Here is a 24,881-nt window from a genome sequence, read left to right on the forward strand (position 1 = left end):
ATGGACGGAATACCCGTCTCCGATGCCATACTCGGCGGCGATAACAATCCCCTGTTTATTATTGCTGGCCCGTGTGTGATCGAGAATGAAGATGTAGTATTTCACTCTGCGGAGATGCTCCGCGAAATGTGTGCCCGTGAAGGTCTTCCCCTGTTGTTCAAGAGTTCCTATGACAAGGCAAACCGGACATCTGTGTCTTCATTCAGGGGGCCGGGAATAGAAAAGGGATTAAGAATCCTTATGGATGTGAAAAGCAGATTTCATATCCCTGTCATCGCAGATGTCCATTCTGTCGAAGAAGTCAGGCCGGCTGCGGAAGTGCTGGATATGATCCAGATACCCGCTCTCCTGTGCAGGCAGACAGACCTTATTCTGGCGGCAGCGAATTCCGGAAAACCGGTCAATATCAAAAAGGGACAGTTTATTGCCCCCTGGGATGTACGGAACATCATCGACAAATTTGTCTCAACAGGGAACAGGAATCTCTTTATCACAGAAAGAGGGACATCTTTTGGATACAATAATCTTGTGGTAGATTTCAGAGGGATTCCGATCATACGGTCATTCGGATTCCCTGTTATCTTCGACGTTACCCACAGTCTTCAGCTTCCCGGAGGAAAAGGAACGTCATCCGGAGGGCAGAGGGAATTCGCAGAACCCCTCGCAAGGGCAGCAGTTGCAACCGGTGTGGACGGACTGTTTATGGAAGTGCATCCTGACCCGGAAAAGGCGTTGTGCGACGGGCCGAATATGATAAGGCTTTCAGAACTTCAGACATTGCTGAAAACTGTCAAAGCCATCGACAGTCTGGTGAAAAAACGGTCAGTTAATTGAACCAATATTCCATTCCCTGAAAACGAAAATCTGTTATGATATCCGGGTTGTGCTAACATACTGCTATGGTCAGAAGAAAACTAGAAAACCGCCGGAAAAAGACACAATCAGAGGATAATATCATACATGTTGCCAGACAGGTCCTCGAGACAGAGGCCGCCGCAGTCCGTTCTCTTGCAAAGCGCCTGAACAGCAGTTTTGAAAAAACTGTTGATCTGGTGTTCTCCTGCAGGGGAAGAGTAGTCGTATCAGGCATGGGCAAGTCTGGACTGGTCGGAAAGAAAATAGCCGCAACCCTCGCTTCCACCGGCACGCCGGCATTTTTTCTCCATCCTGCCGAGGCAAGCCATGGTGACCTTGGAATGGTAACCGAACGGGATATCGTTATCGCCATTTCGAACAGCGGGGAGACCGCGGAACTTGTCGGACTGATACCCTTTTTGAAAAGATACCGTGTAAAGCTGATTTCTATGACCGGAAAGCCAAACTCAACCCTTGCGAAGTCTTCAGATGTAATGCTTGACATATCGGTGCAGGAAGAAGCCTGTCCCATGGGCATTATTCCTACCGCTTCGACAACCGCAACCCTCGCAATGGGAGATGCGCTTGCTGTGGCATTGCTTACAAAGAGGGGATTAAACGAACAGGATTTTGCCCTCCTGCATCCCGGCGGGAGTATCGGGAAAAAATTTTTTATTAAGGTCGAAGACCTCATGCACAGTGGTGAGGGTCTTCCTGTTGTCACTCTCGAAACGCCTGTTTCAAAGGCATTGATTGAGATATCCTCAAAAAGGCTCGGCCATGCCGTTGTGATAGACAGAGACAACAGATTAAGCGGAGTGATCACCGATGGGGACATACGGAGGGGCCTGGAGAAATGGGAGGGGCGGATTTTCAAGATGAAGGTGAAAAAAGTTATGACAGAAAATCCCAAGACCATATCCAGGGAAGAGCTTGCAGCAAGGGCGTTATCGGTCATGGAGAGCTGCTCCATCACCGCCCTGATCGTGCCGGATGAAAATGGCAGGCCTGTTGGAATTATCCACCTGCATGACATCCTGAGGCAGGGAATCGTCTGATAATGTGCTCCATTGTATTTCTTTTCCCTCTCTCCTGTAAGGGTAAGGCAGCTCCCGGAGATATATTCCGGGATTCATGATATTTCCGGGCACGTTCTTCAATTAGAAAGGCATTCCCGATGGAAAGCCTTTTTTCAGTAATAGCTGGATAGATAATAAATTTATTTTTTGGCGGGGATAGCGTCCTTTACAGCCATTGCAGCCCTGAACTTCACGACCGTGCAGGAGCAAGCCGCTCTCCTTGCTCTGCATGATGAAGATATCTGATATTTTCCTTCTCTGACACAATTCATTGACAATCAACCTGGGAAATAATAAGCTTTTGTTAGCTATGGAAGACAGTACCAATAAACAATATAAGGTGTTGGTGGTTGATGATGAAGATACAATAAGGAAAAGTCTTAGCGGTTTACTTGAGGATCAAGGCTATGATGTGATAACTGCCGGGAACGGCTCGGAATGCCTGCAAATCATGTCTGTGCAACATTTTGACCTTGTTATTCTTGATATCGTTATGCCGGAGAGGAACGGGATAGACATCCTGCAGGAAATCAGGAAGAAATACAAGGATACCGAAATAATCGTAATTACCGGATATGCAGACAAAACGAAGGCTATAACCACCTTCCGAATGGGTGTACATGACTTTATTGAGAAGCCTTTTGAGTCAAAATTAATACTGAATACCATTGCCAACTGTTTGAATCAACTCTCCTTACGAAAAGAGATTGCAAGTAAAACACAGGAACTTGGGGAATCCGAGAAACGCTATCGTCTCCTTGCCGAAAACGTAGCAGATGTCATATGGACTATGAATATCAATAGTCTGCGACTTACTTACGTAAGCCCCTCTGTAACGCGTCTTCGCGGTTATAGCGTTGAGGAAGTAATGACCCAGACGTTGGAAGAAATTTTGACTCCTGCCTCTTTAGCTGTTGCCCTGAAAACCCTTGAGGAAGAGATGGCTATCGAAAAAATAGAACATAAGGATATGTTCCGAACGCGGACACTGGAAATCGAGTGTAAATGCAAAGATGGCTCCACAGTCTGGACCGAGGATAAAATGATATTCCTGCGCGGAGATGATTGCTGGCCTGTTGAGATTCTTGGAGTCTCGCGTGATATCACAAAACGCAAACAGGTGGAACAGCTACTTCGCAGACTCAGCACACGCGAAAGGAAAATTCTGCAACTCGTTATTGAGGGGATGACGAGTGCAGAAATTGCAGAAATTCTTTCCCTCTCATCCAAAACAGTCGAAACGTACCGCAGCCGTCTGATGGTGAAATTGGGTGTCAGAAATCTTCAGGGTCTTATCAAATTTGCCATCCAGCACAGTTTGACTCCTCTCGAATAACATAGACTGTCAAACTTTCCTGACAGACAAAAGGCATGATTTTCTTCATAATAGGCATAAACACTGTTTCAAGAGGAATTCTGTCGAATTAGGCTTATTTAATGAACGAAATAAACGGTCATCGTTTCGCTCAATGGCTCAACAGCTAATCTGCAAAACACGGGAGGGGAATAAATGAAAGGTGTAATTGTTAAATGTTTAGGAGATTTGGTAAGAGAAAAGTTCGGAAGAGATAAATGGGAAGATGCCCTTGAAAGATCTGGGATTGAAAAAAACACTATTTTCTTGGCAACGGAAGATATTGAAGACGTTCAAATACTGAAGATCGTTGATTCCGTGTGCAAAGTTCTGAACATTTCGCTTGTTCAGGCTGCTGATGCTTTTGGAGATTACTGGGTCAATGCTTTTGCGCCAAGGATTTATGCACCGTATTACAGAGGGGTAAATTCAGCAAAGGAGTTTCTTTTAAATATGGATAAAGTTCATATAATTACAACAAAAACCATTAACAATGCCCGCCCGCCAAGATTTGACTATGAGTGGAAAGACGACAAAACCCTCATTATCAAATATATATCCAAGAGGAGATTAATTGATTTCATGGTTGGTTTGGTAAAAGGGGTTGGAAAATATTATAGGGAGGATTTAATAGTAACAAAGCTGGGGCTGGACAAGGTAAAGGTTGTTTTCCCTGAGTAAAAATGCCGCAATGTCCAGTATGGCACAAAAAACTAAAGCAGAAGAGAGAACAGTTATGAATTATTCAATACCGATTAGGGAAGTAAGTTAATCTGTTTCTCTAATCGAGCTTGCTTAGAAAGAGGAGATAATATGATGAAATTTCGAGGAATCTAGATGAGAACCATAATCCCCGGGTATGATATTGTTGAACAATTAGGAGAAAGTCCCCATTCAATCGTTTATAAGGCTTTTCACGCCAAAAATCCGAATCGACCATTAGTGCTTACGGTTATCAAGACAGCTTCCCTGTCAGAACTCCAAAGATCCTATTTCAGACAAAAGATCGAACACCTCAAGGTATTAAATGATCCTTTGCTGATTACACCTCTCTCCTTTGAAGTAAAAGGGGGTATTTCATTCATTACGCAGGACTATATCGAAGGAACAACTCTCGACAAGTGGGCCAGAACACAGGATAAGATTTCTATAAATGATTTTTTCGTCATAGCCTGTAAGCTGTCTCAAGCTCTGGATAAAGTTCATGAGGCAGGGATTATTCATGGCGGAGTCAAAACCTCTAACATAATAGTTAGCCCGGATATGCTCGATATAAGATTAATTAATTTTATAGCACCTATTGACGTTAGGGATGTGAGCCATTTTATTTATGAACGATCTTTCGTTGAGGAGACTCTTGCATATACCTCTCCCGAACAGACTGGGCGTATCAGCAATAGGATTGATTTTTCTTCTGACCTATATTCTCTAGGAATTGTCTTCTATGAAATGTTGACCGGGCGTCTTCCTTTCTTTTCTCCCGATCCTCTGGAATTGATTCATTCCCACTTGGCAGAAGAAGCGTTGCCTGTACACGAATTAAATTCTGAGATTCCACCTGCTTTAAGTAAGATCGTTACCAGGTTGACACGTAAGCAGCCGGAAAAACGGTACCAAAGTGGTAGCGGCCTTTTTGCTGATCTGAAGCGGTGCCAGGATGCATATTTAACCGAAGGTATAATCAGAGAATTTCCTTTAGGCAGTTATGATCGTAATCATCGGGTTATATTCGCCTCTAAAATGGTAGGGCGTGATAATGAGGCGGAAATTATCCTTAAGGAATACAATGAAGCGGCGAGAGGTCCTTTCCGTTGTTTATTAATTTCCGGTTCGCCTGGTATTGGAAAAACACGCGTGATTCAGGAGCTGCAGAGACCGATCGTGGAGCACAGAGGCTATTTTACATCCGGGAAATTTGATGTCTATCAAAAAAATATTCCATATAGTTCGATAATACAGGCTCTCAGGAATTTAATCAGAACATTCTTAACGGAAAGCAATGAAAGGGTTTCTCTCTGGAGGAAAAAGATAATCAAAGCAGTGGGTGAAAATGGAAGGGTGATAACAGATGTGATTCCTGAACTTACGATCCTGATCGGCCATCACCCTGAGGTCAAGTCGCTCCCCCCTGTAGAATCGAGAAACCGCTTCAACGATGTTTTTAGTCGTTTCTTAACCTGCCTGGCCAGCGACGAACACCCCCTGACGCTTTTTATCGATGATCTTCAGTGGTGCGATTTTGCCTCCTTTGATTTCCTGGCTAATATATTTGCCAACTACAAGGAGCATCCATATCTGTTTCTTTTAGGAGCGTATCGCCATGCCGAGGTGGATCTTAGCCATCCTCTGACAAAGCTCATACAGAGTATCATAGAAAAACGTCAACCCATAAAAGAAATCAGGTTGAGCCCCCTTCAGCCTGAGCACTGCCATGAAATGGTCTCTTATATCCTCGATTCGCCTCTTTCACAAACAGAGGCCTTAGCCAATTTCATAACAGGACTTACTGAAGGGAATCCTCTCTTTGTAAGCGAGAGCCTTTCTTATCTTCACAATGAAGATTTGCTCTTTTTAGATGGGACCAGGCAGTGGCGCTGGGATCTGGATAAAATAAGAAAATCCGACATGCCAACTACTGTGGTGAGACTTTTCAGCTCAAAGGTACAAAAAATGCCTCGCGAGAGCAGAACCCTGCTCGAATACTGCGCCTGCATGGGAAACCTTTTCACACCGAATGAGGTAGCCTTAGTCAGAGGAATTGCACTGCTTGATATCTTTGAAATATTGAAACCGGCCTTAGGCCAGGGGCTTCTGATAGAGGTGAAAGATCAATTGCAATTTGTGCACGACCGTGTGCAGGAAGCGGTCCTTTCCGCTATAGAATCTGAAAGACGGAGGAAGATACACTGGCAGGTCGGAAACCACCTTCTTTCGGCTATCCCCAAAGAGACAGATATTGAGAAACTTGATAACCTCTTTACCATTGCATCCCATCTCAATCTTGGAAGGGGAGAGACATTAGACAAAGAAACAGCATACATATTATCGAATATCAACTCTCATGCAGGTAACAAGGCATTTGATTCACTGGCGACAGAGGCAGCTAACGAATATTTTCGACAGAGCCTTAAGCTTCTGCCGGATGATTGTTGGGAAGTACAATATGATCAGACGTTCAAGATATACCAGAAATTGGCTAAGACCGAATTAATGTGCGGAAGATATGACCAATCGGAAAAACTGCTCAATCAATTGCTCAGCAATGCCAAAACCGATCTGGACAAGGCAGAGGCTTTAGCGGAACAGACCACCTCGCTCTCATCCATCGGCAATTTCATTAAGGCCATTGAAACTGCCAATCGTGGTTTGGCTTTTTTCGGAAAATCCATCCCTGATGTTCCTGAGCTTGCAGAGAAAAAACGGGAGCAGTTGATGAATGAGATCGACTGTAAATATGGCTCCAAAAATTGGGATATTATCCTGAATATGCCATTTACTACAGAAAGGAAGAGCAAGATTGAACTGGCCTTCTACAGTGAACTTATTCCTGACCTGTATATGTCCGGTCTGGTACCTCAATTATACCTCTCAGCCGTACAGTCAACACAACACTGCCTTGCAGGCGGAATGGATGAATCAGTAATCTATTCTTTTTCTATCATGGGTCTCTATCTTGGGGAACAGGGAGAATTTAAGAAGGCCTTTCGCTACGAAGACTTAGCACGTGATCTGTCCGAAAAGCACCCTAACACCTTTGGAGCCACAAGGGGGATGAACGGGGTTGTATGGTGTAACGCGCATTCGAGGAGTCACCCTGAAGAAATAGTTACATACTGTCTGAAATCAATCCAGTGTGGCAAAAACTGCGGAGATCTTTATAATGCGGGGCTAGCTTACGGCCCTTTGATGTGGAACCTTCAGGTGCAGGGAGCTAACCTGCAAACTATTGAGGAATATGCTAATGAGTGTCTTCAGTTTTCACAGAGATATTATCTATCATTTTCCGTTGGTCTGGCCGAGGCGATGCAGGCAGGTTGGATCGAGCCGATGAAGAAAAACTATGTACCCATACCCATGGAGGAGAAGATTAAGAAATGGGAACAGGATAATCATATTGCATCAGCAGGAAGCTACTTTGTCCACATGGCCTTGACCCATTATTATTTCGGTGAGTACGAAAAGGCAGAACAGTATTTGCAGGATGTTAATCGCTATCTGACCGGGCTTACCGATAATGTACTGAAGCGGCAGTGGTATGTCTTTAAGGCGCTGAATGCCCTTAAATTATATGAAAGAGGGATCTTTTACAAGAACAAAGATGAATTGTTATCTTACATTCAATCGATCATTAAGAAGATTGAAACTTGGGCTCAATTAGGGCCTTTGCTAAAACCATATTTGGCCTTTATTTATGCTGAAATGGAAAGGGTTGCCGGAGAGTTCAGAAAAGCCAGAAGCCTCTACTTCGATGCGATAGCCATTGCCTGTGAACAGCGATACACCTTATTGGAAGGTCATCTTAATGAATGCCTGGGTGAACTTCTCAAGAATGCAGGTGTGGGTACAGCCGGCGTGTATTTTGCAGAGGCTGTCCGTTTATACAGAAAATGTCGGGCGGAACGAAAAGAAATTTTTCTTATGGAAAAATACCCTGAGTATTTCGAGGAAGAATTCTGTGCCCATATGCCAGTTAAGACAGAACCTGCAGCATTATATGCCCTTCCCAGACTGGATGTCGATTACCTGATGAAATCCTCACTTGCCATTTCAGCAGAGATTGAAGAGGATGTCTTGTTGAGAAAGATCATGAATGTAGTTCTGGAGGCATCAGGGGCACAGCACGGGTATCTTTTGATTGAAGAAGATGGGGATTTGGTTATCTGCGCTGAAAGCCATATTGCCGATAAAGATGTTGTTCGGACTACAGCGCTAAAACTTGAGGAACACAAAGATATCTGTTCACCAATTATTCGTTATGTCCACCGCACTAAAGAGAGATTTCTCCTTGAACATGGCTGTGAAGAGTGCAAATTTAAGGGCGCTCTTACAGATCATACTATTGAACAAAAATCCGTCTTGTGCCTCCCCGTGATTAAACAAGCCAAAATGGTCGGGATTTTGTTTCTCGAGAATAGACTGGCTGATTCGGTTTTTACATCCGAAAAGACACAAATGACAGAATTGCTAACCTCACAGGCAGCAATCTCTCTGGAGAATGCCCGATTGTTAGATGAGATGAAAAAGGCGGAGGAATCTTTAAAGAGGCACCGTGACCATCTGGAAGAGTTAGTTGAGGAACGCACACGCAAACTGACTGAAGCTCAGCAGGGATTGATCATGGCTGAAAAACATGTTGGCCTCGGCCGCCTTGCCGCAGGCGTAGCACATGAAATTAAGAACCAGTTAACGCCTGTGCTTACCGAGGCACAGAGACTAGTAGTAAAAATAGAAAATGGGAAAGATCTTTCTCCACAATATGTAATAGAACGTGCCCGGGTTATTGAGGAAGCTACTCGGACTGCAAATAGAATTACCATGGCCCTTCTCGACTACGCCAGAGAAAGTAAGCCGGAATTTAGCCTGCACAATCTTAGAGACTCTGTAGAAAGTGTTGTAGCTCTTCATGAGTCTGACTACAAACGTGTCAATGTCCTGATCTCTGTTGAAGAGATAGAAGTTGAGGAAATTTTTGCTGATAAAAGGCAGATTGAGCAGGTTTTAATAAATATGATCAACAACGGCTGTGAGTCTATTCTCGAGAAGAAGAAAGGAGGAAGAATAACCATTTCCGTAAATAAGAGGGATCCATATGCAGTTATAAGTATTCGGGATACAGGTGCCGGTATTCCAGAAGAGTATTGCGATAAGATATTTGATCCCTTCTTTACTACAAAGACGCCGCGGGGTGCGGGTCTTGGATTAAGTGTTAGTTATGGAATTATTGAAAAACACGGCGGCAAGATAGATTTTGAAAGCGGAATGGATGTGGGTACAACCTTCAGGGTATACCTGCCTCTGAAGAAATAAAAATATCCCCTTTAATCATAAGGGTGATTGGATGGATTGCTGAAGAACCGAGTTGGAAAAATGCATAGGATTTTAGTAGTTGATGACGAAGAAAGAATCAGGCAAAGTCTGGGCGGTTTATTGCGAGAATACTACTATGAGGTAGTAACTGCTTCGAACGGGTTGGAATGCCTTCAGATCATGTCTTCTCAACCTTTTGACCTTGTTATTCTCGATATCGTCATGCCCGGAATGGATGGGATCGAGGTATTGCAAAGAATTAAAGAAGAATATAAAGATACGGAAGTAATCATAATTACGGGCTATGCTGATAAAGAGAAATCTGTTGCTACATTTCGTCTTGGTGTCTATGACTTTATTGAAAAGCCTTTTGAATCAAGAGAGATATTGAACACTATTGCCAACTGTTTGAACCAACTGAAGCTGAGGAAAGAAGTTGAAAGAAAGACTGCTGATCTGATCATGGCTGAAGAGAAATATCGTGATCTCTATGACCATGCACCTGATATGTACCACTCAATCGATAAAGATGGCTATATTGTTGAAGTTAACCAGACCGAGGCGGATATCCTTGGCTACTTTAAGGAAGAATTGATCGGGAGGCATCTTACCGATATCTTTACCGAGGATTCAAAAAAGGAGTTTGAAAAGGATTTCCCTGCCTTACTTAAGAAAGGCAGCCTTTCCGGATTAGAGAGACAGGTCGTCTGTAAGGACGGGCGTGTGATTAGTGTAAGTATTAATGTCAGCGTAGTCTATGATGAAAAAGGAGAGCCTGTTAAGACCAGGAGTATAATGCGGGATATTACCGTGAAAAAGAAGATGCAAAAAGAGCTTGCTGCGGAAAAAGAACGTCTTCACGTAACACTTTGCTCTATAGGAGATGGTGTTATCGCTACTGATAGAGAAGGCAAGATACTCCTACTTAATCAAGTAGCAGAGGAACTTACAGGCTGGACACAAGAAGAGGCTGTAGGCAAACCTTATTCCGAGGTCTTCCATATTATCGATGAAAAGACCCGTAAGGCTGCTGAATGCCCTATTGCGGGAGTTATCATGACCGGGTTGATTGTCAAGATCTCCGGACATAAGATACTTGTTGCCAGAGATGGGACGGAAAGAATCATCTCAGACAGCAATGCACCTATCAAGGATAAAGAAGGCAATATCATCGGTGTAGTTTTAGTCTTTCGTGACATCACCGAGCACAGGCGTGCTGAAGAGGTAATGCTTGAAAGCAAGGAAAAATTCCATACAATCACTAATACGGCAGTTGACGCAATTCTTCTAATGGATAACGAGGGCAAGATATCGTACTGGAATCGTTCTGCTGAACGAATGTTTGGGTACACGAGTGAGGAAGCGCTCGGCAAGGAATTGCATACGCTGTTAGCTCCCGCAAGCTATTATGATTTATACAAGAAAGGGTTTCATACATTCAAGGAAACAGGGCAGGGGCCTGCTGTAGGAACTACGTCCGAGTTTTTGGCTCTAAGGAAGGATGGGACTGAATTCCCGATAGAAGTTTCCACTTCAGCCATACAAATTAAAGAACAATGGAATGCGGTAGGGGTTATTCGAGACTTAACTGAACGCAAAAAAAATGAAGATTTTATAAAAAATATTCTTGAAAGTGTTGACGAAGGGTTTATTGTTATAGACCGTGAATATAGGATTATCTCTGCAAACCGAGCCTTTTGTGCTCAGGTTAAGATGCCGGTCAGTGATATTATAGGCAAACACTGCTATGAAATATCTCATAGGAAAGATATTCCCTGTTATGAGCTGGGGGAGGAATGTTCGGTGAGATATACTTTTGAAACAGGGGAACCTTGCTCATCTGTCCACACACATTATGATAAGGACAACACTCCTTTGTACATATCCATGAAATCATTTCCCATGAAGAACGCATCGGGGAAAATAGATTCAGTTATTGAGATTGTTCATGATATAACCGAAAAGAAGAAACTTGAAGCACAGCTTCTCCATGCACAGAAGATGGAAGCGATAGGACAGTTTGCAGGAGGCATTGCTCATGATTTTAACAATATCCTCACTGCGATAATCGGATATGGCAACCTTTTACAGATTGGGCTAACCCAAGATGAAACGATGAGTGGTTATGTGGACAGTATCGTGGATTCAGGAGAAAAAGCTGCGAGCCTGACCCAAGCGCTGCTTGCCTTCAGCAGGAAGCAGCTTATCAACACAAAGCCTGTTAATATAAATGAAATTATTATTGCCATTGAAAAGCTGCTGCCCAGACTCATCGGTGAAGACATAGAGGTTTCAGTGCATCTTTCCAGTGAAGATTTGATTGTGATTGCAGATGCGCCCCAAATAGAACAAGTGCTGATGAATCTTGCAACAAATGCACGGGATGCAATGTCTGACGGTGGGAGTCTTATTATCAGAACAGACGTATTGATACTCGACGATGATTTTATCAATGCCCATGGCTTTGGCAGTCGTGGGCATTATGCCTTAATATCGGTCATGGACACAGGTCATGGTATGGATAATATTACAAAGGAGAAGATATTTGAGCCTTTTTTTACTACGAAGGAGGTGGGCAAAGGAACCGGGCTCGGCCTCTCAATGGCATACGGTATAGTTGAGCAGCATGGCGGATATATAGATGTTTATAGTGAATTGGGAAAGGGCACAGTATTTAAGATATATTTGCCGTTGATTAAATCAAATGTTGAAGAAGTAAAACCCGCGGCTATTTCCATGCCCAAAACCGGTACAGAGGTAATACTCTTAGCAGAAGATGATAAAGAAGTCAGGAATCTGACGAGAAATGTGCTTGATAGTTTTGGCTATCAGGTTATCGAGGCTGTAAATGGAGAGGATGCGATAGATAAATTTATAAAAGATAAAGACAAAATCCAATTTCTCATATTTGATCTGATAATGCCCAAAAAGAACGGCAAAGAAGCTTTTGAAGCGATAAAGAAAATAAGGCCTGATATGAAAGTCCTTTTCATGAGCGGGTATGCTGATGATATTATTCAGAAAAAAGGAGCTCTTGAAGAGGGGATTACTTTAATGCAAAAACCTAATTCACCTTATGAGCTCTTAAGAAAACTGAGAGAGTTAATGGATAATTGAGCCATTTTTCAGGGTCTATTTGTACTTATCAAGACTTGATCTGACAATTCCCTTTTCCCTATGCTGCCGACTGTAAGTTATACGCTATCATCTTGCTCGCAAAAGATAAGAAAATAGGGCATAGCATTCCTTTTTTGCCACGTCGCACACTGTGCCATTATGTAACTTTTTGATTTTATGTTTTTTCTTTATCAGGCTAAACCGACGGTTTAGCAGAAGGAAGGCCTTCAGCCACCACCGCTGAATCCTGAATAGGAACCGCCGGACGACGATCCCGGATCAGTTGATGAACAACTGAAGGGAGAGACTATTTTTCTGACGTCTCTTGCACCACACTTGGGACAAGCAGTTTCGGCTTCCTCTTCGCTTTTCCACTGGAGAAGCGCAAAATTTTCGCGGCATGTCTTGCATTCGTATTCGTATATCGGCATAATACGAGATTCCCCCCTAAAATTATATTTTTTAGTTTATTTAGTTATTTTACATATCAGATACCGGAAAGTCAAGAGGTCGGCCGGATAATGTTCCTCATTTGTACCTGAAAATGTTTCGGATGCGAACCTTCCCAGTAAACCCTCCCACAATCGTGACACCTGAGAAAGGCATCGGTATTCAGATACACAAATTCCGGCACAGAATCTTTTATCTCCGACTTGTCTGTGATTCCTGTCAGACATCCATTGCACTTTATACACCTGCTGAACAGGCAGCACGTGGCAAGTTTGAGACCGTGTATTACTTCAAGAAGCTGCGAATAAGAGTCATTTTCCGAGATCAGCAGATGTCTGCCAACCGCTTTCCTTTTAACCAGTCGTGTATCTCGTGTGAGGATGCACCTATTCTCTTCCCTGGCGATTCTTAAGAGTTGGCTGTCGCTGATTCCTGCTTGGTAACACGTGTCATAGCCGAGGAACCTCAACCATCGCGCAAGTCTGCCGAGCATTGCGTCGGCTATGAATCGTATTTCCGGAGGATTTCTGTCAGGCGCAAGAGATATGCTGACCTCATTACGCCTGACCATTACATTTCTCAGTTATTCGATTCTTCAACTTCCGGTTCGGGCAGTGAAGGATGAAATTCTCTTTTCACGAATGTATTTCTGTATCGCGGCATACCGGTTCCGGCAGGGATTATCCTCCCCATGATGACGTTTTCCTTGAGTCCCCGCAGTTCATCAACTGCACCGCTTATTGCGCCCTCTGTCAGGACTCTTGTTGTTTCCTGAAACGAGGCAGCTGATACGAAACTGTCCGTGGTCAATGAAGCCTTTGTGATACCGAGAAGTAACGGCTTGCCCTGAGCTGGTTTGCCGCCTCTGGCTTTGACTTCCTTGTTCTCTTCCTGGAAGAGTCTTCTGTCTACCTGTTCGCTGATAAGGAAGTTTGTATCCCCGGGATCTTCTATCCTTACCTTTTTCATCATCTGTCTGACGATTACTTCGATATGTTTGTCATTTATCGTGACACCCTGGAGCCTGTAAACCTTCTGTACTTCATCGACGAGATATCTCTGCAGCTCCTGTGGTCCAAGGATATCGAGGATATTGTGGGGGTTGACGGCTCCGTCCATTAACGGCTCGCCGGCCCTGACCCAATCTCCCTCGTGCACGTTTACATGTTTTCCTTTTGGGATAAGGTATTCTCTTGTCTCATCTCCGCCTCTGACCACAACGACGCGCATGCCCTTGTGTGCCCCCCTGAATTCCACCATACCATCAATCTCGGTAACCATCGCCTGTTCTTTCGGACGTCTGGCCTCAAAAAGTTCTGCAACCCTCGGGAGACCACCGGTAATATCCTTGGTCTTTGTCGTTTCCCTCGGTATTTTGGCTAAAATGTCACCGGGAGACACCATGTCATTCCTGTCAACGAGTATATGTGCACCAGCCGGAAGGAGGTATCTTGCAAGGGCATTGGTCCCCGGAATTTTGAGGGTTACCCTTCCGTTTTCATCCTTAATGGATATCCTTGGTCTCATATTCGCAGGATAGTCGATGATCACCTTATGCGACAGTCCTGTTACCTCATCCACCTCTTCTTTTACGGTAACCCCCTCGATAATATCTCCATGGGCTATCCTGCCGCCGAGTTCCGTCAGTATCGGCATCGAGTAAGGGTCCCATTCGACGAGTTTCTGCCCTATATCTACCTTCTGACCGTTTGTAACCATCAGTTTCGCACCATAGACAACCGAGTATTTCTCCCTTTCACGGCCTTTTGAATCAACAATGGCAATGCTGCCGTTTCTGTTCATTACCACAAGAAGCCCCTCACGGTTTTTTACAGTGCTGATATTGATAAATTTGATTGTACCCGAATTTTTTGCCTCGAGTATTGTCTGTTCGACGACTTTTGACGCTGCACCACCGATATGAAACGTCCTCATGGTAAGCTGGGTGCCTGGCTCTCCAATCGACTGTGCTGCAATAATGCCGACTGATTCACCTTTTTCTATGGGTTCACCTCTTCCAAGATCTCTTCCATAGCATTTTGTACAGACGCCGAACTTGGACTGACAGGTTAGCACAGACCTTATTTTTACCCTGTCAATACCCGCTTCAATTATTTTCTGCGTGAGTTCCTCATCGATTTCCTGATTTCTTTTTATGATCAGTTCTTTCGTTATCGGATCTTTGATGTCTTCTACTGCTATTCTGCCCAGAATTCTTTCCTCCAGAGGCTGGATGATCTCGCCACCCTCTACCAGGGACGTGACTATGATACCGTCAGTCGTGCCGCAGTCATCCTCGGCGATGATGACGTCCTGGGCAACATCAACAAGCCTTCTGGTAAGATACCCCGAATTTGCTGTTTTCAGGGCTGTGTCGGCCAGACCTTTTCGTGCGCCGTGTGTGGAGATAAAATACTGAAGGGGGGTCAGCCCTTCCCTGAAGTTTGCCGTAATCGGGGTCTCGATAATCTCCCCCGAAGGTTTCGCCATCAGTCCCCTCATTCCGGCAAGCTGCCTTATCTGTGCGGTACTTCCTCTTGCGCCTGAATCAGCCATCATAAAGATGCTGTTAAAGGACCTCCGTTCTTTGAGTTCTTCTTCTGAGAGCGGTTTGCCGTCTTCTGCCCCCAGTTCCTTCATCATTTCGTCAGCAACTTTTTCCGTAACATTCGCCCAGATATCGATAACCTTATTGTAACGTTCGCCGTGCGTGATAAGGCCGTCTGCGTATTGTTTTTGTACCTCGATGACCTCCTGCTCGGCATTCCTGATGAGGTCAGCTTTTTTTGTCGGTATATGCATGTCTGCCATAGAGATCGAAACCCCTGATTTCGTTGCATATTTAAACCCGAGCTGCTCAAGATTATCAAGGAATACGACAGTCCCCCTTTTTCCGGCTTTCTTATAGATATGTTCGATGAGTTTCCCGAGTTCCTTTTTCGTCATGTCCTTGTTGATCATTGCAAACGGGACATCTTCAGGCAGAATTTCCTTGAAGAGAATCCTTCCGGTCGTCGTTTCGACGAAGGTGCCATCCATCCTCACCTTGAGTTGTGCATGTTCGTCGATGATGCCGGCGTCATATGCTATCCTCACATCTTCGGGATCAGCAAATGCCTTGCCTTCACCTTTTGCACCTTTTCTCTCCTTCATGAGGTAATAAATACCGAGAACCATATCCTGGGTCGGCACAACGATCGGTTTTCCGTTTGCAGGCGAAAGAACGTTGTTTACTGACATCATGAGAACCCTTGCCTCAAGCTGTGCCTCAATCGAGAGCGGGACATGCACTGCCATCTGGTCTCCGTCAAAGTCAGCATTGAACGCAGTGCATACCAAAGGATGGAGCTTAATGGCTTTGCCCTCAACAAGGATAGGGTCGAATGCCTGGATACCAAGCCTGTGCAGGGTTGGTGCGCGGTTCAGGAGCACGGGATGCTCATTAATTACCTCTTCAAGTGCGTCCCATACCTCAGGGTTTTCTTTTTCGACCAGCTTCTTGGCTGCTTTTATTGTCGTTGCATGCCCTTTTTCCTCGAGCTTGTTGAAGATAAAGGGTTTGAACAGCTCCAGTGCCATCCTTTTGGGCAGGCCGCACTGATGAAGCTTGAGTTCGGGCCCCACTACAATAACAGATCTTCCGGAATAGTCAACACGTTTTCCCAGGAGATTCTGCCTGAACCGGCCCTGTTTCCCCTTGATCATGTCGCTCAGGGATTTGAGCGGCCTCTTTGTGGTGGTTTTTAAGACCCTGCTTCTTCTTCCATTATCAAACAGTGCGTCAACAGCTTCCTGGAGCATGCGTTTTTCATTCTTTATGATTACACTCGGGGCCTTTAGCTCCATGAGCCTCTTCAGTCTGTTATTCCTGTTGATAACCCTTCTGTAAAGGTCATTCAGATCAGAAGTGGCAAAACGTCCCCCTTCCAGTGGCACCAATGGCCTGAGATCAGGCGGCAACACCGGGATCACGTCCATTATCATCCATTCAGGCTTATTGCCGGATTTTCTGAAGGCATCTACGACCTTAAGCCGTTTTGTGATCTTTTTCTTTATCCCCAGGGATACTGCTTCGCTTATTTTGGTTTTCAAATCTGTGTACAGGATTTCAAGGTCTATTCTTCTCAGCAGTTCCCTGATCGCTTCGGCACCCATTCCTGCCTTGAATCTTGTACCATACTCGGTAACCCTTTTCTTATAGTCTTCTTCTGTCAGAAGATCTTTTTCCTTAAGAGGAGTGTCCCCGGGGTCAATGACAGCATAGCTCTCAAAGTAAAGAACCTTTTCGAGCTGTCGCATGGTCATGTCAAGCAGCGTGCCGATTCTGCTCGGCAGACCTTTCAGGAACCAAATGTGAGCAACCGGGGTTGCGAGTTCAATATGCCCTAACCGTTCACGCCTTACCTTGGACTGGATGACCTCAACCCCGCACTTATCACACACCACACCCCTGTGCTTCATCCTCTTGTATTTGCCGCATATGCATTCCCAGTCCTTGATCGGACCGAATATCTTTGCACAAAACAAACCGTCCCTTTCCGGTTTAAACGTACGGTAGTTTATCGTCTCCGGCTTTTTCACCTCACCGTACGACCATTCCCTGATCTTTTCCGGTGAGGCAAGCCGTATCCTTACTGCTTCAAAATCGGTCGGGTCTTTCGGCCTCTGAAAAATTGCATATATGTCTTCTGTCAAACTACTCCCCCTTGCTCTTTTTCTCCAGAAGCTCAACATCAAGTCCAAGGCTCTGGAGCTCTTTGATTAATACATGGAAAGATTCCGGTACCCCTGGCTCAAGGGTTGCATCACCTTTAACAATTGCTTCGTACATACGAGCCCTACCGGTAACATCATCACTTTTCACTGTCAGGAACTCCTGGAGGGTATGCGAAGCCCCATATGCCTCGAGTGCCCATACTTCCATTTCTCCGAGTCTCTGTCCCCCGAACTGTGCTTTCCCGCCGAGAGGCTGTTGGGTAACCAATGAGTACGGCCCGATAGATCGAGCATGTATTTTATCATCTACAAGGTGGTGCAGCTTCATCATGTACATGTAACCGACAGTTACAGGTTTATCAAATGGCTGTCCTGTTTTTCCATCACAGAGCGTTATCTGGCCAGTAGTCGGAAGTTCTGATTTTTTCAGGAGATCTTTTATCTCCGATTCCTTTGCTCCCTCGAAAACAGGAGTTGCGACCCGAAGGCCGAGCGCGTTCGCTGCCCAGCCCAGATGTGTTTCGAGCACCTGGCCCACATTCATTCTCGAAGGGACGCCAAGCGGATTGAGCACTAAATCGACAGTGGTGCCATCGGGAAGATATGGCATATCTTCCTCAGGAAGTACCATGGCAACTACACCTTTGTTTCCGTGACGGCCTGCCATTTTATCGCCAATCTGTATCTTGCGTTTCATGGCGATATACACTTTCACGACCTTATTTACGCCGGGCGGCAGTTCATCCCCTTTTTTGACCCGGTCTATCATTTCGTTATATCGTGACTCCAAGTAGCGAATATAATGCGTTACTTCCTGATTGATGGAGTCCATTTTTTCGCGGAAACCACTGTCTTCAACTTTTATCCGGGAAAGATGTTCGTCCTTTACCCTTTCCAGATGTTTTTCCGTAAGCTTTTTCCCCTTATGGCAAATAAGCTCTTTTGTCTTATAATCCTTGAGGTCCTCTGACATTGTCTGTCCGGCGAAAAGCCCTCGCAATTTTCTGTATTTTTCTTCCTTGATGATTCTCACTTCTTCCTCAAGGTCACGCTGCAATCTCTGGATGTCTTCCTCTTCTATGCGTTTTGCCCTCTCGTCCTTCTTTGTGCCTTTCCGTGAAAAGATCCTGACGTCAACGACCGTTCCCTCGATTCCCGGAGGCACGTAAAGGCAGCTTTCTTTCACTTCTTCCGCCTTCTCGCCGAAAATTGCCCTCAGGAGTTTTTCTTCGGGAGTAAGCTGAGTTTCCCCCTTGGGAGTCACCTTGCCAACAAGGATGTCTCCGGGATTTACCTCTGCCCCTATTCTGATAATTCCGCTTTCATCAAGATTTCTGAGCGCTTCTTCCCCGACATTCGGGATATCACGGGTGATTTCTTCGGGGCCGAGCTTTGTTTCTCTTGCTTCGATGCTGAATTCCTCAATGTGCGCGGACGTAAACACATCTTCTTTCACAAGCCGCTCGCTGATGAGGATTGCATCTTCAAAGTTATATCCTCCCCATGGCATGAAGGCTACGAGCACGTTCTTCCCGAGGGCCAGTTCTCCCGCGTCCGTACATGATCCGTCAGCAAGGATATCCCCCGGATGGACAATGTTGCCCACATCAACAACCGCTTTCTGGTTTATGCATGTCGCCTGATTGGAACGCTGGAATTTCACTAGGTTGTAAATGTCGACACCGCCTTTGTTTTCGGTTGTCCTTACAACAATCCTTGAGGCATCCACGCTTTCCACAACGCCCCCCCGCCTTGCAAGCACGAGCGCCCCTGAATCCCTGGCAGCGACATGTTCCATGCCTGTGCCTACGATCGGGGAATCTGTCTGCAATAGCGGGACAGCCTGCCTCTGCATGTTAGAGCCCATTAATGCCCTGTTGGCATCGTCATTTTCAAGAAAAGGGATAAGGGATGCAGAGACGCCGACAATCTGTTTTGGAGAAACATCCATATACTGTACTTCATGGGGCGCTACCATCCTGAAATCTCCGCCGACTCTTGCAGAGACCGTCTCACCGGTCAGATTTCCCTTGTCATCCATCGGCGAGGTCGCTTCTGCAATAATATATTTCTCACCATCGATTGCGGAGAGGTAATCTATCGTCTTTGTGACCTTTCCGTTCACGACTTTCCTGTAGGGAACCTCAATAAACCCGAAGTCGTTCACTCTCGCGTAGGAAGCGAGGGAAGTGATGAGGCCGATGTTCGGCCCTTCAGGGGTTTCTATAGGGCATATTCTCCCATAGTGTGTCGGATGGACATCTCTTACCTCGAACCCAGCCCTCTCACGTGTCAGACCACCCGGGCCGAGAGCAGAGAGCCTCCTCTTATGAGTAATTTCGGAGAGAGGGTTAGTCTGATCCATGAACTGGCTGAGCTGGCTGGAGCCAAAAAACTCCTTCAGTGCAGCCATGACCGGTTTGGCATTTATCAGATCATGCGGCATAGCGGTCTCAAGCTCTGTCAGAGTCATTTTTTCCTTTATCGTTCTCTCCATTCTTACGAGTCCGATTCTGAACTGGTTTTCAAGCAGTTCACCGACTCTTCTGACCCTCCTGTTGCCGAGATGATCTATATCGTCAACATCTCCTTTGCCGGTTCTGAGATTGAAGAGATATCGCACTATCTCTACAATATCGTTATCTGTGAGGACCCTCGTTTCAAGGGGGATATCGATGTGCAGTCTCTTGTTGAGTTTCAGGCGGCCGACGGGAGACAGATCGTACCTCTTCGGATCAAAGAAGAGCCCGTTGAAGAGATCCTTCGCCGCTGTTATTGTTGGCGGCTCGCCAGGCCTGAGTTTCTTATAAATTTCAAGAAGCGCTTCTTCCTGAGTGCTTACCTTGTCGGTTAAGAGAGTATCCCTGAGAGAAGGCAGATAATGGACATTATCGATGAAAAGCAGATCAAGAGAATCGATTTTCATGGATATGATTTTATTAAAGGCGTCCTCTGAAATAGCTTCATTGCCCTCAAGGACCACTTCTCCTGTCGATGGATCAATAATGTCCTTCAGAGTGATTCTTCCGACAATTTCTTCCTTTGAGATGGGTATCGTCTTGATCCCGGCCGCCTCCATCTTTTTTATCGCGCTTCTGGTGATCTTGCTTCCCTCTTTCACAATAGGTTCTTTTGTGTCGGAGGCAGTGATATTCATTAAAGATTTCAGTCCTATAAGTACTTCGCTGATAGCACGGGTGAATTTGTTCCCTTTGATTGTAATTGTTTCTATAGGATAGAAGATCTTTAAGAGATCCTCATTTGTGTATCCAAGTGCCTTGAGCACTATTGTCGCGGGAAGTTTTCTCCTTCTGTCAATTCTTACATAGAGGATATCCTTCGTATCAAATTCGAAATCAAGCCATGACCCTCTGGAAGGAATTACCCTTGCGGAATAGAGCAGTCTTCCGCTGGCGTGCGTCTTTCCTTTGTCATGACTGAAAAAAACACCCGGCGAACGATGAAGCTGGCTTACCACGACCCTTTCAGTCCCATTGATAATAAAGGTGCCGGTTTCGGTCATTAACGGCATCTCGCCGATGTAAACGTCTTCTTCCCTCGATTCTTTTAAGCTTTTGCTGCCCTTTGGTTCTATTTCCCAGAGGTTAAGCTTAACTTTGATTTTCAGAGGTGACGCGTATGTTATCCCTTTCTGCAGACAGTCCCGTACCCCGAATTTCGGGTCACTCATCGTGTAACCTAAGAACTCTATAGAGGCAGTTTCGTTGTAATCTACTATCGGGAATACGCTGAAAAAAGCAGACAGCAATCCGGTTTCTTCTCTTTTGTCTGCAGGGACATCCTTCTGCAAGAATTTCTCATACGATTTTTTCTGTATCTCTATCAGGTTCGGGATTTCTAAGAATTGAGGAACTTTTCCAAAATTTAGTCTCTTTCTAAGAACCCTTGTCATATGTCTCCTTAAATTATTTTATTTCTACTGTTGCACCCTGTTCCTCGAGTTTTGCTTTTATCGAATCAGCCTCCTCTTTCGAAACACCGGTCTTCACAGGTTTCGGAGCTCCATCAACAAGATCCTTTGCTTCCTTCAGCCCCAGAGCGGTAAGCTCTCTTACCACCTTGATTACCTGGATCTTCTTCTCGCCTGCAGCAGAAAGAATTACATCAAAACTTGTCTTTTCCTCAGCTTCAGGTGCAGCAGCTCCTGCTGCCGGTGCTCCCGGCATCGCAGCCATAGCTACAGGTGCTGCGGCAGTGACCCCATATCTGTCCTCGAATTCTTTGATAAACTTTGACATCTCGAGGATCGTCATGTTATCGATATACTCAAAAACTTCTTCTTTTGTAACAGCCATTTCTATATCCTCCTTTTTCTTTGCGCGGGATGTGAGTTCCGGGAACCTTTCATCCTAACCGCTTAACTTTTCTTGTTTTTTATCGCTTCAAGTACATACACGAATTTGCTTAATGTTGCATTCAGTGCATACGCCAGTTTGCCTGCAGGTGCATTGAAACTGCCGGCAATTATCGAAAGCAGCACATTCTTTGGCGGCAGATCAGCAACAGCTTTCAGGTCAGCAGCTGCACAGACCGACCCCTCAATGAGACCGACGCCGACTTTGAGCTTATCATTCTTTTTTGCAAACTCAAGTATCTTCTTGACCGGCAGAACAGGGTCATCGTAGCTGATGGCTATTCCTACAGGACCGCTGAAAGAATCCCTTGCATTGAAGACAGGCGTTCCCTCGGAAGCAAGCTTTGCCATGGTATTCTTGACAACCCTGTATTCAAAATTGCCTTCTCTCAAAAGACCTCTCAGTTCTGAAAGCTCGGCAACGGTTAAGCCCCTGTAATCAGTAAATATCAACGCCTTTGCTTTGCTGAACCCGTCATTAAGTTCCTTCACAACCTGTTCTTTTTCTGTCCTGTTCAGTTTATACCCCCTTCCCCAGGGAAGCTATATCGATAGCCAACCCCGGCCCCATAGTTGAAGATATGGAGACCTTTCTAAGATATTTGCCTTTGCTTGTCGCCGGTTTTGCCTTAATGATGGAACTGACCACTGCCTTTGCATTATCAATGAGCTTCTCGGTATCAAATGAGATCTTGCCGATCGGCACATGCACTATTCCGGCTTTTTCTGTTTTGTATTCGACTTTTCCTGCTTTAATCTCTTTTACCGTACGGGCTATGTCGAAGGTTACCGTGCCCAGTTTCGGGTTTGGCATCAAACCCCGGGGGCCGAGTATTTTTCCCAGTTTTCCCACAACGCCCATTATGTCAGGAGTTGCAACGGACTTATCAAAATCAAGCCATCCCTTGCTGATCTTTTCCACAAGATCTTCTGCTCCGACAAAATCCGCACCTGCGTCCATGGCCTCCTTTTCCTTTTCCCCCTTTGCAAAAACGAGAACCCTGACTTTTTTGCCAATGCCGTGGGGGAGGACAACCGTGCCTCTCACCATCTGTTCGGATTTTCTCGGATCAACACCAAGGTTGACAGCCAGATCAATTGTTTCGTCAAACTTTGCATAGGCAGATTCCTTGATGACTTTCAGAGCATCCTCGAGAGGATATTCCTTCTGTGCTTCAACCTTTTCCAATACTGCCGATAGCTTCTTACCCATTTCAACCTCTTCTATTCAGTGATTTCCAGGCCCATGCTTCTTGCTGTGCCTCTTATGATGTTTTCTGCCTTTTCGATCGCATATGCGTTCAGATCCGGAAGTTTTTTCTGCGCGATCTCTGTGATCTGCGCTGCGGTGACCTTGCCGACCTTCTCCTTGTTTGGAGTGCTTGATCCCTTAATGATCCCGGCCGCCTTTTTCAGAAGTTCCGAGGCTGGAGGTGTCTTCGTGATGAACGAGAACGACCTGTCAGCATAAACGGTAAGCACAACAGGGATGATGGTATCTCCAAGCGCCTGGGTCTGGGCATTGAATGCCTTGCAGAATTCCATGATATTGACACCGTGCGGACCGAGCGCAGGACCGACAGGTGGTGCAGGATTTGCTTTCCCTGCCGGTATCTGAAGCTTGACCTGGGCAATTACCTCTTTTTTCTTCGCCATATAACCCCCTAATTTCTAAGAAACCTAAATTCTCTACTCTAAATCCTCACTGCATCCGGCATTCCAAACTCAACGCTGTTGAGGATTTCGAGTATGGAATTTCGAATTACTTTCTGTTCAGGACTTCTCAACCTGGAAAAAATTAAGCTCAACAGGTGTCAGTCTGCCAAAAATGCTGACCATCACACAAAGCCTGCCGTGATCCAGATCCACATCCTCGACGCTGCCGACAAAATTCGTGAAAGGACCGTCGATGATCCTGACACTCTCCCCCTTCTGGAACTGGGTTTTGACCTGCGGCACAGGCCCCTTCTCCAATTGCTGAATAATTACTGATACTTCTTCTTCGGAAAGCGCAACAGGACTTGCACCGCCTACAAAACCCGTTACACGCGGAGTGCTACGGATGATGTGCCAGGTATAGTCGTCCAGATCCATTTCGACAAGAATATATCCGGGATAGAATTTTTTGTCGCTTTCCTTCTTTTTCCCGCCTTTCAGCTCAATGACCCGCTCTGTAGGAATGAGGATCCGTTCGATCCTGTCTTGCAGGTTCTGCTTGTCTATTTTTTCTTCTATAGAGAGTTTCACCTTCTCTTCGAAGCCGGAATACGTGTGTACTACATACCATTTTTTCCCCATAGCTTATCTCAGCGCCATCCCAACCAGTTTTGTCAGGCTGAGATCTACGACTCCCAGAAATAATGAAATCATGATGACCGTTATGATGACAACCCAAGTAGATCCGATAAGTTCTTCCCTTGTGGGGAAAACGACTTTCCTGATCTCAACCTTTACCTCACGGAAAAATTCCTTCAGTTTGTTTAACATAGTATTTTATCCTAAATCGTTAGAATTTACAGCAGGAATTATGCTGTAAAAATGGCAGGCCAGGAGGGATTCGAACCCCCAGCCCTCGGATTTGGAGTCCGATGCTCTAGCCGTTAGAGCTACTGGCCTATGCTTTTGTCTCTTTGTGAACAGTATGCCTCCTGCAATTCCTACAGTATTTTTTCAGCTGAAGCTTCTCTGTAGTATTCTTTTTATTCTTCATACTAGAATAATTTCTGTTTTTACATTCAGTGCATTGAAAAAGAATGATATCTCTCATAATTGTTACCCCAGTACCTCGGTTACCACACCGGCCCCGACAGTCCTTCCCCCCTCACGGATGGCGAACCTCAGTTCCTTTTCCATCGCGATGGGGGCAATCAGCTCCACCTCAAGGGTGACATTGTCCCCGGGCATCACC

The 24,881-nt window shown here is 45.3% G+C and carries 18 protein-coding genes and 1 tRNA gene; 6 read left to right on the plus strand and 13 right to left on the minus strand.

Features of this window, described 5'->3' with window-relative positions:
• The 6 genes from kdsA (at nt 1) to AB1552_08625 (ending at nt 12,432) form a co-directional block, all read left to right on the plus strand.
• Nucleotides 1–834 (plus strand): 3-deoxy-8-phosphooctulonate synthase, encoded by an 834-nt coding sequence (gene kdsA, locus AB1552_08600; GenBank protein MEW6053831.1) that lies wholly within the window; start codon nt 1–3, stop codon nt 832–834.
• Between the two features lie 65 nt (nt 835–899).
• A complete protein-coding gene (locus AB1552_08605; GenBank protein ID MEW6053832.1) occupies nt 900–1,913 on the plus strand; it encodes a KpsF/GutQ family sugar-phosphate isomerase in 1,014 nt (337 codons plus the stop codon).
• 331 nt (nt 1,914–2,244) lie between these two features.
• Complete coding sequence (locus AB1552_08610; protein MEW6053833.1) at nt 2,245–3,270, plus strand: response regulator; 1,026 nt, start codon at nt 2,245–2,247, stop codon at nt 3,268–3,270.
• A 174-nt stretch (nt 3,271–3,444) separates the two neighbouring features.
• Nucleotides 3,445–3,969, plus strand: a complete 525-nt coding sequence (locus tag AB1552_08615; protein ID MEW6053834.1) for a heme NO-binding domain-containing protein — start codon at nt 3,445–3,447, stop codon at nt 3,967–3,969.
• A gap of 156 nt (nt 3,970–4,125) precedes the next feature.
• Nucleotides 4,126–9,315, plus strand: coding sequence for an AAA family ATPase (locus tag AB1552_08620; protein ID MEW6053835.1), 5,190 nt, complete (start codon nt 4,126–4,128; stop codon nt 9,313–9,315).
• Nucleotides 9,316–9,342: 27 nt separating this feature from the next.
• On the plus strand, nt 9,343–12,432 hold the full coding sequence (locus AB1552_08625) for a PAS domain S-box protein (GenBank protein ID MEW6053836.1): 3,090 nt from the start codon (nt 9,343–9,345) through the stop codon (nt 12,430–12,432).
• A gap of 227 nt (nt 12,433–12,659) precedes the next feature.
• Here AB1552_08625 and AB1552_08630 read toward each other — a convergent pair whose 3' ends face one another.
• From AB1552_08630 to tuf, 13 genes are all read right to left on the minus strand, one after another.
• On the minus strand, nt 12,660–12,863 hold the full coding sequence (locus AB1552_08630) for a zinc ribbon domain-containing protein (protein MEW6053837.1): 204 nt from the start codon (nt 12,861–12,863) through the stop codon (nt 12,660–12,662).
• Nucleotides 12,864–12,934: 71 nt separating this feature from the next.
• Entirely contained in the window at nt 12,935–13,453 is a 519-nt protein-coding gene (locus AB1552_08635; protein ID MEW6053838.1) for a Mut7-C RNAse domain-containing protein, read from the minus strand.
• Nucleotides 13,454–13,461: 8 nt separating this feature from the next.
• Nucleotides 13,462–17,577 carry a DNA-directed RNA polymerase subunit beta' gene (rpoC, locus tag AB1552_08640; GenBank protein MEW6053839.1) on the minus strand — a complete coding sequence of 1,372 codons (4,116 nt, stop codon included), beginning with the start codon at nt 17,575–17,577 and terminating at the stop codon, nt 13,462–13,464.
• Nucleotide 17,578: 1 nt separating this feature from the next.
• Nucleotides 17,579–21,511, minus strand: coding sequence for a DNA-directed RNA polymerase subunit beta (gene rpoB, locus AB1552_08645; protein ID MEW6053840.1), 3,933 nt, complete (start codon nt 21,509–21,511; stop codon nt 17,579–17,581).
• Between the two features lie 13 nt (nt 21,512–21,524).
• Entirely contained in the window at nt 21,525–21,914 is a 390-nt protein-coding gene (gene rplL / locus AB1552_08650) for a 50S ribosomal protein L7/L12 (GenBank protein MEW6053841.1), read from the minus strand.
• Between the two features lie 62 nt (nt 21,915–21,976).
• On the minus strand, nt 21,977–22,465 hold the full coding sequence (gene rplJ / locus AB1552_08655; GenBank protein ID MEW6053842.1) for a 50S ribosomal protein L10: 489 nt from the start codon (nt 22,463–22,465) through the stop codon (nt 21,977–21,979).
• Between the two features lie 28 nt (nt 22,466–22,493).
• Nucleotides 22,494–23,186: a 50S ribosomal protein L1 gene (rplA, locus tag AB1552_08660; GenBank protein ID MEW6053843.1), complete on the minus strand. Its 693-nt coding sequence runs from the start codon at nt 23,184–23,186 to the stop codon at nt 22,494–22,496.
• An 11-nt stretch (nt 23,187–23,197) separates the two neighbouring features.
• Entirely contained in the window at nt 23,198–23,629 is a 432-nt protein-coding gene (gene rplK / locus AB1552_08665; protein MEW6053844.1) for a 50S ribosomal protein L11, read from the minus strand.
• Between the two features lie 117 nt (nt 23,630–23,746).
• Nucleotides 23,747–24,271, minus strand: a complete 525-nt coding sequence (gene nusG, locus AB1552_08670) for a transcription termination/antitermination protein NusG (GenBank protein ID MEW6053845.1) — start codon at nt 24,269–24,271, stop codon at nt 23,747–23,749.
• Between the two features lie 3 nt (nt 24,272–24,274).
• A complete protein-coding gene (gene secE / locus AB1552_08675; GenBank protein ID MEW6053846.1) occupies nt 24,275–24,460 on the minus strand; it encodes a preprotein translocase subunit SecE in 186 nt (61 codons plus the stop codon).
• 52 nt (nt 24,461–24,512) lie between these two features.
• Nucleotides 24,513–24,589: transfer RNA gene (locus AB1552_08680), tRNA-Trp, on the minus strand.
• Entirely contained in the window at nt 24,588–24,740 is a 153-nt protein-coding gene (rpmG, locus tag AB1552_08685; GenBank protein ID MEW6053847.1) for a 50S ribosomal protein L33, read from the minus strand. Before rpmG ends, AB1552_08680 begins: the two co-directional genes overlap by 2 nt.
• A gap of 5 nt (nt 24,741–24,745) precedes the next feature.
• The coding region (gene tuf / locus AB1552_08690) for an elongation factor Tu (GenBank protein MEW6053848.1) at nt 24,746–24,881 on the minus strand (136 nt) is incomplete at its 5' end.

The organism is Nitrospirota bacterium (genome assembly GCA_040754395.1).
In the GTDB taxonomy this organism is placed as follows: Bacteria; Nitrospirota; Thermodesulfovibrionia; order Thermodesulfovibrionales; family SM23-35; genus JBFMCL01.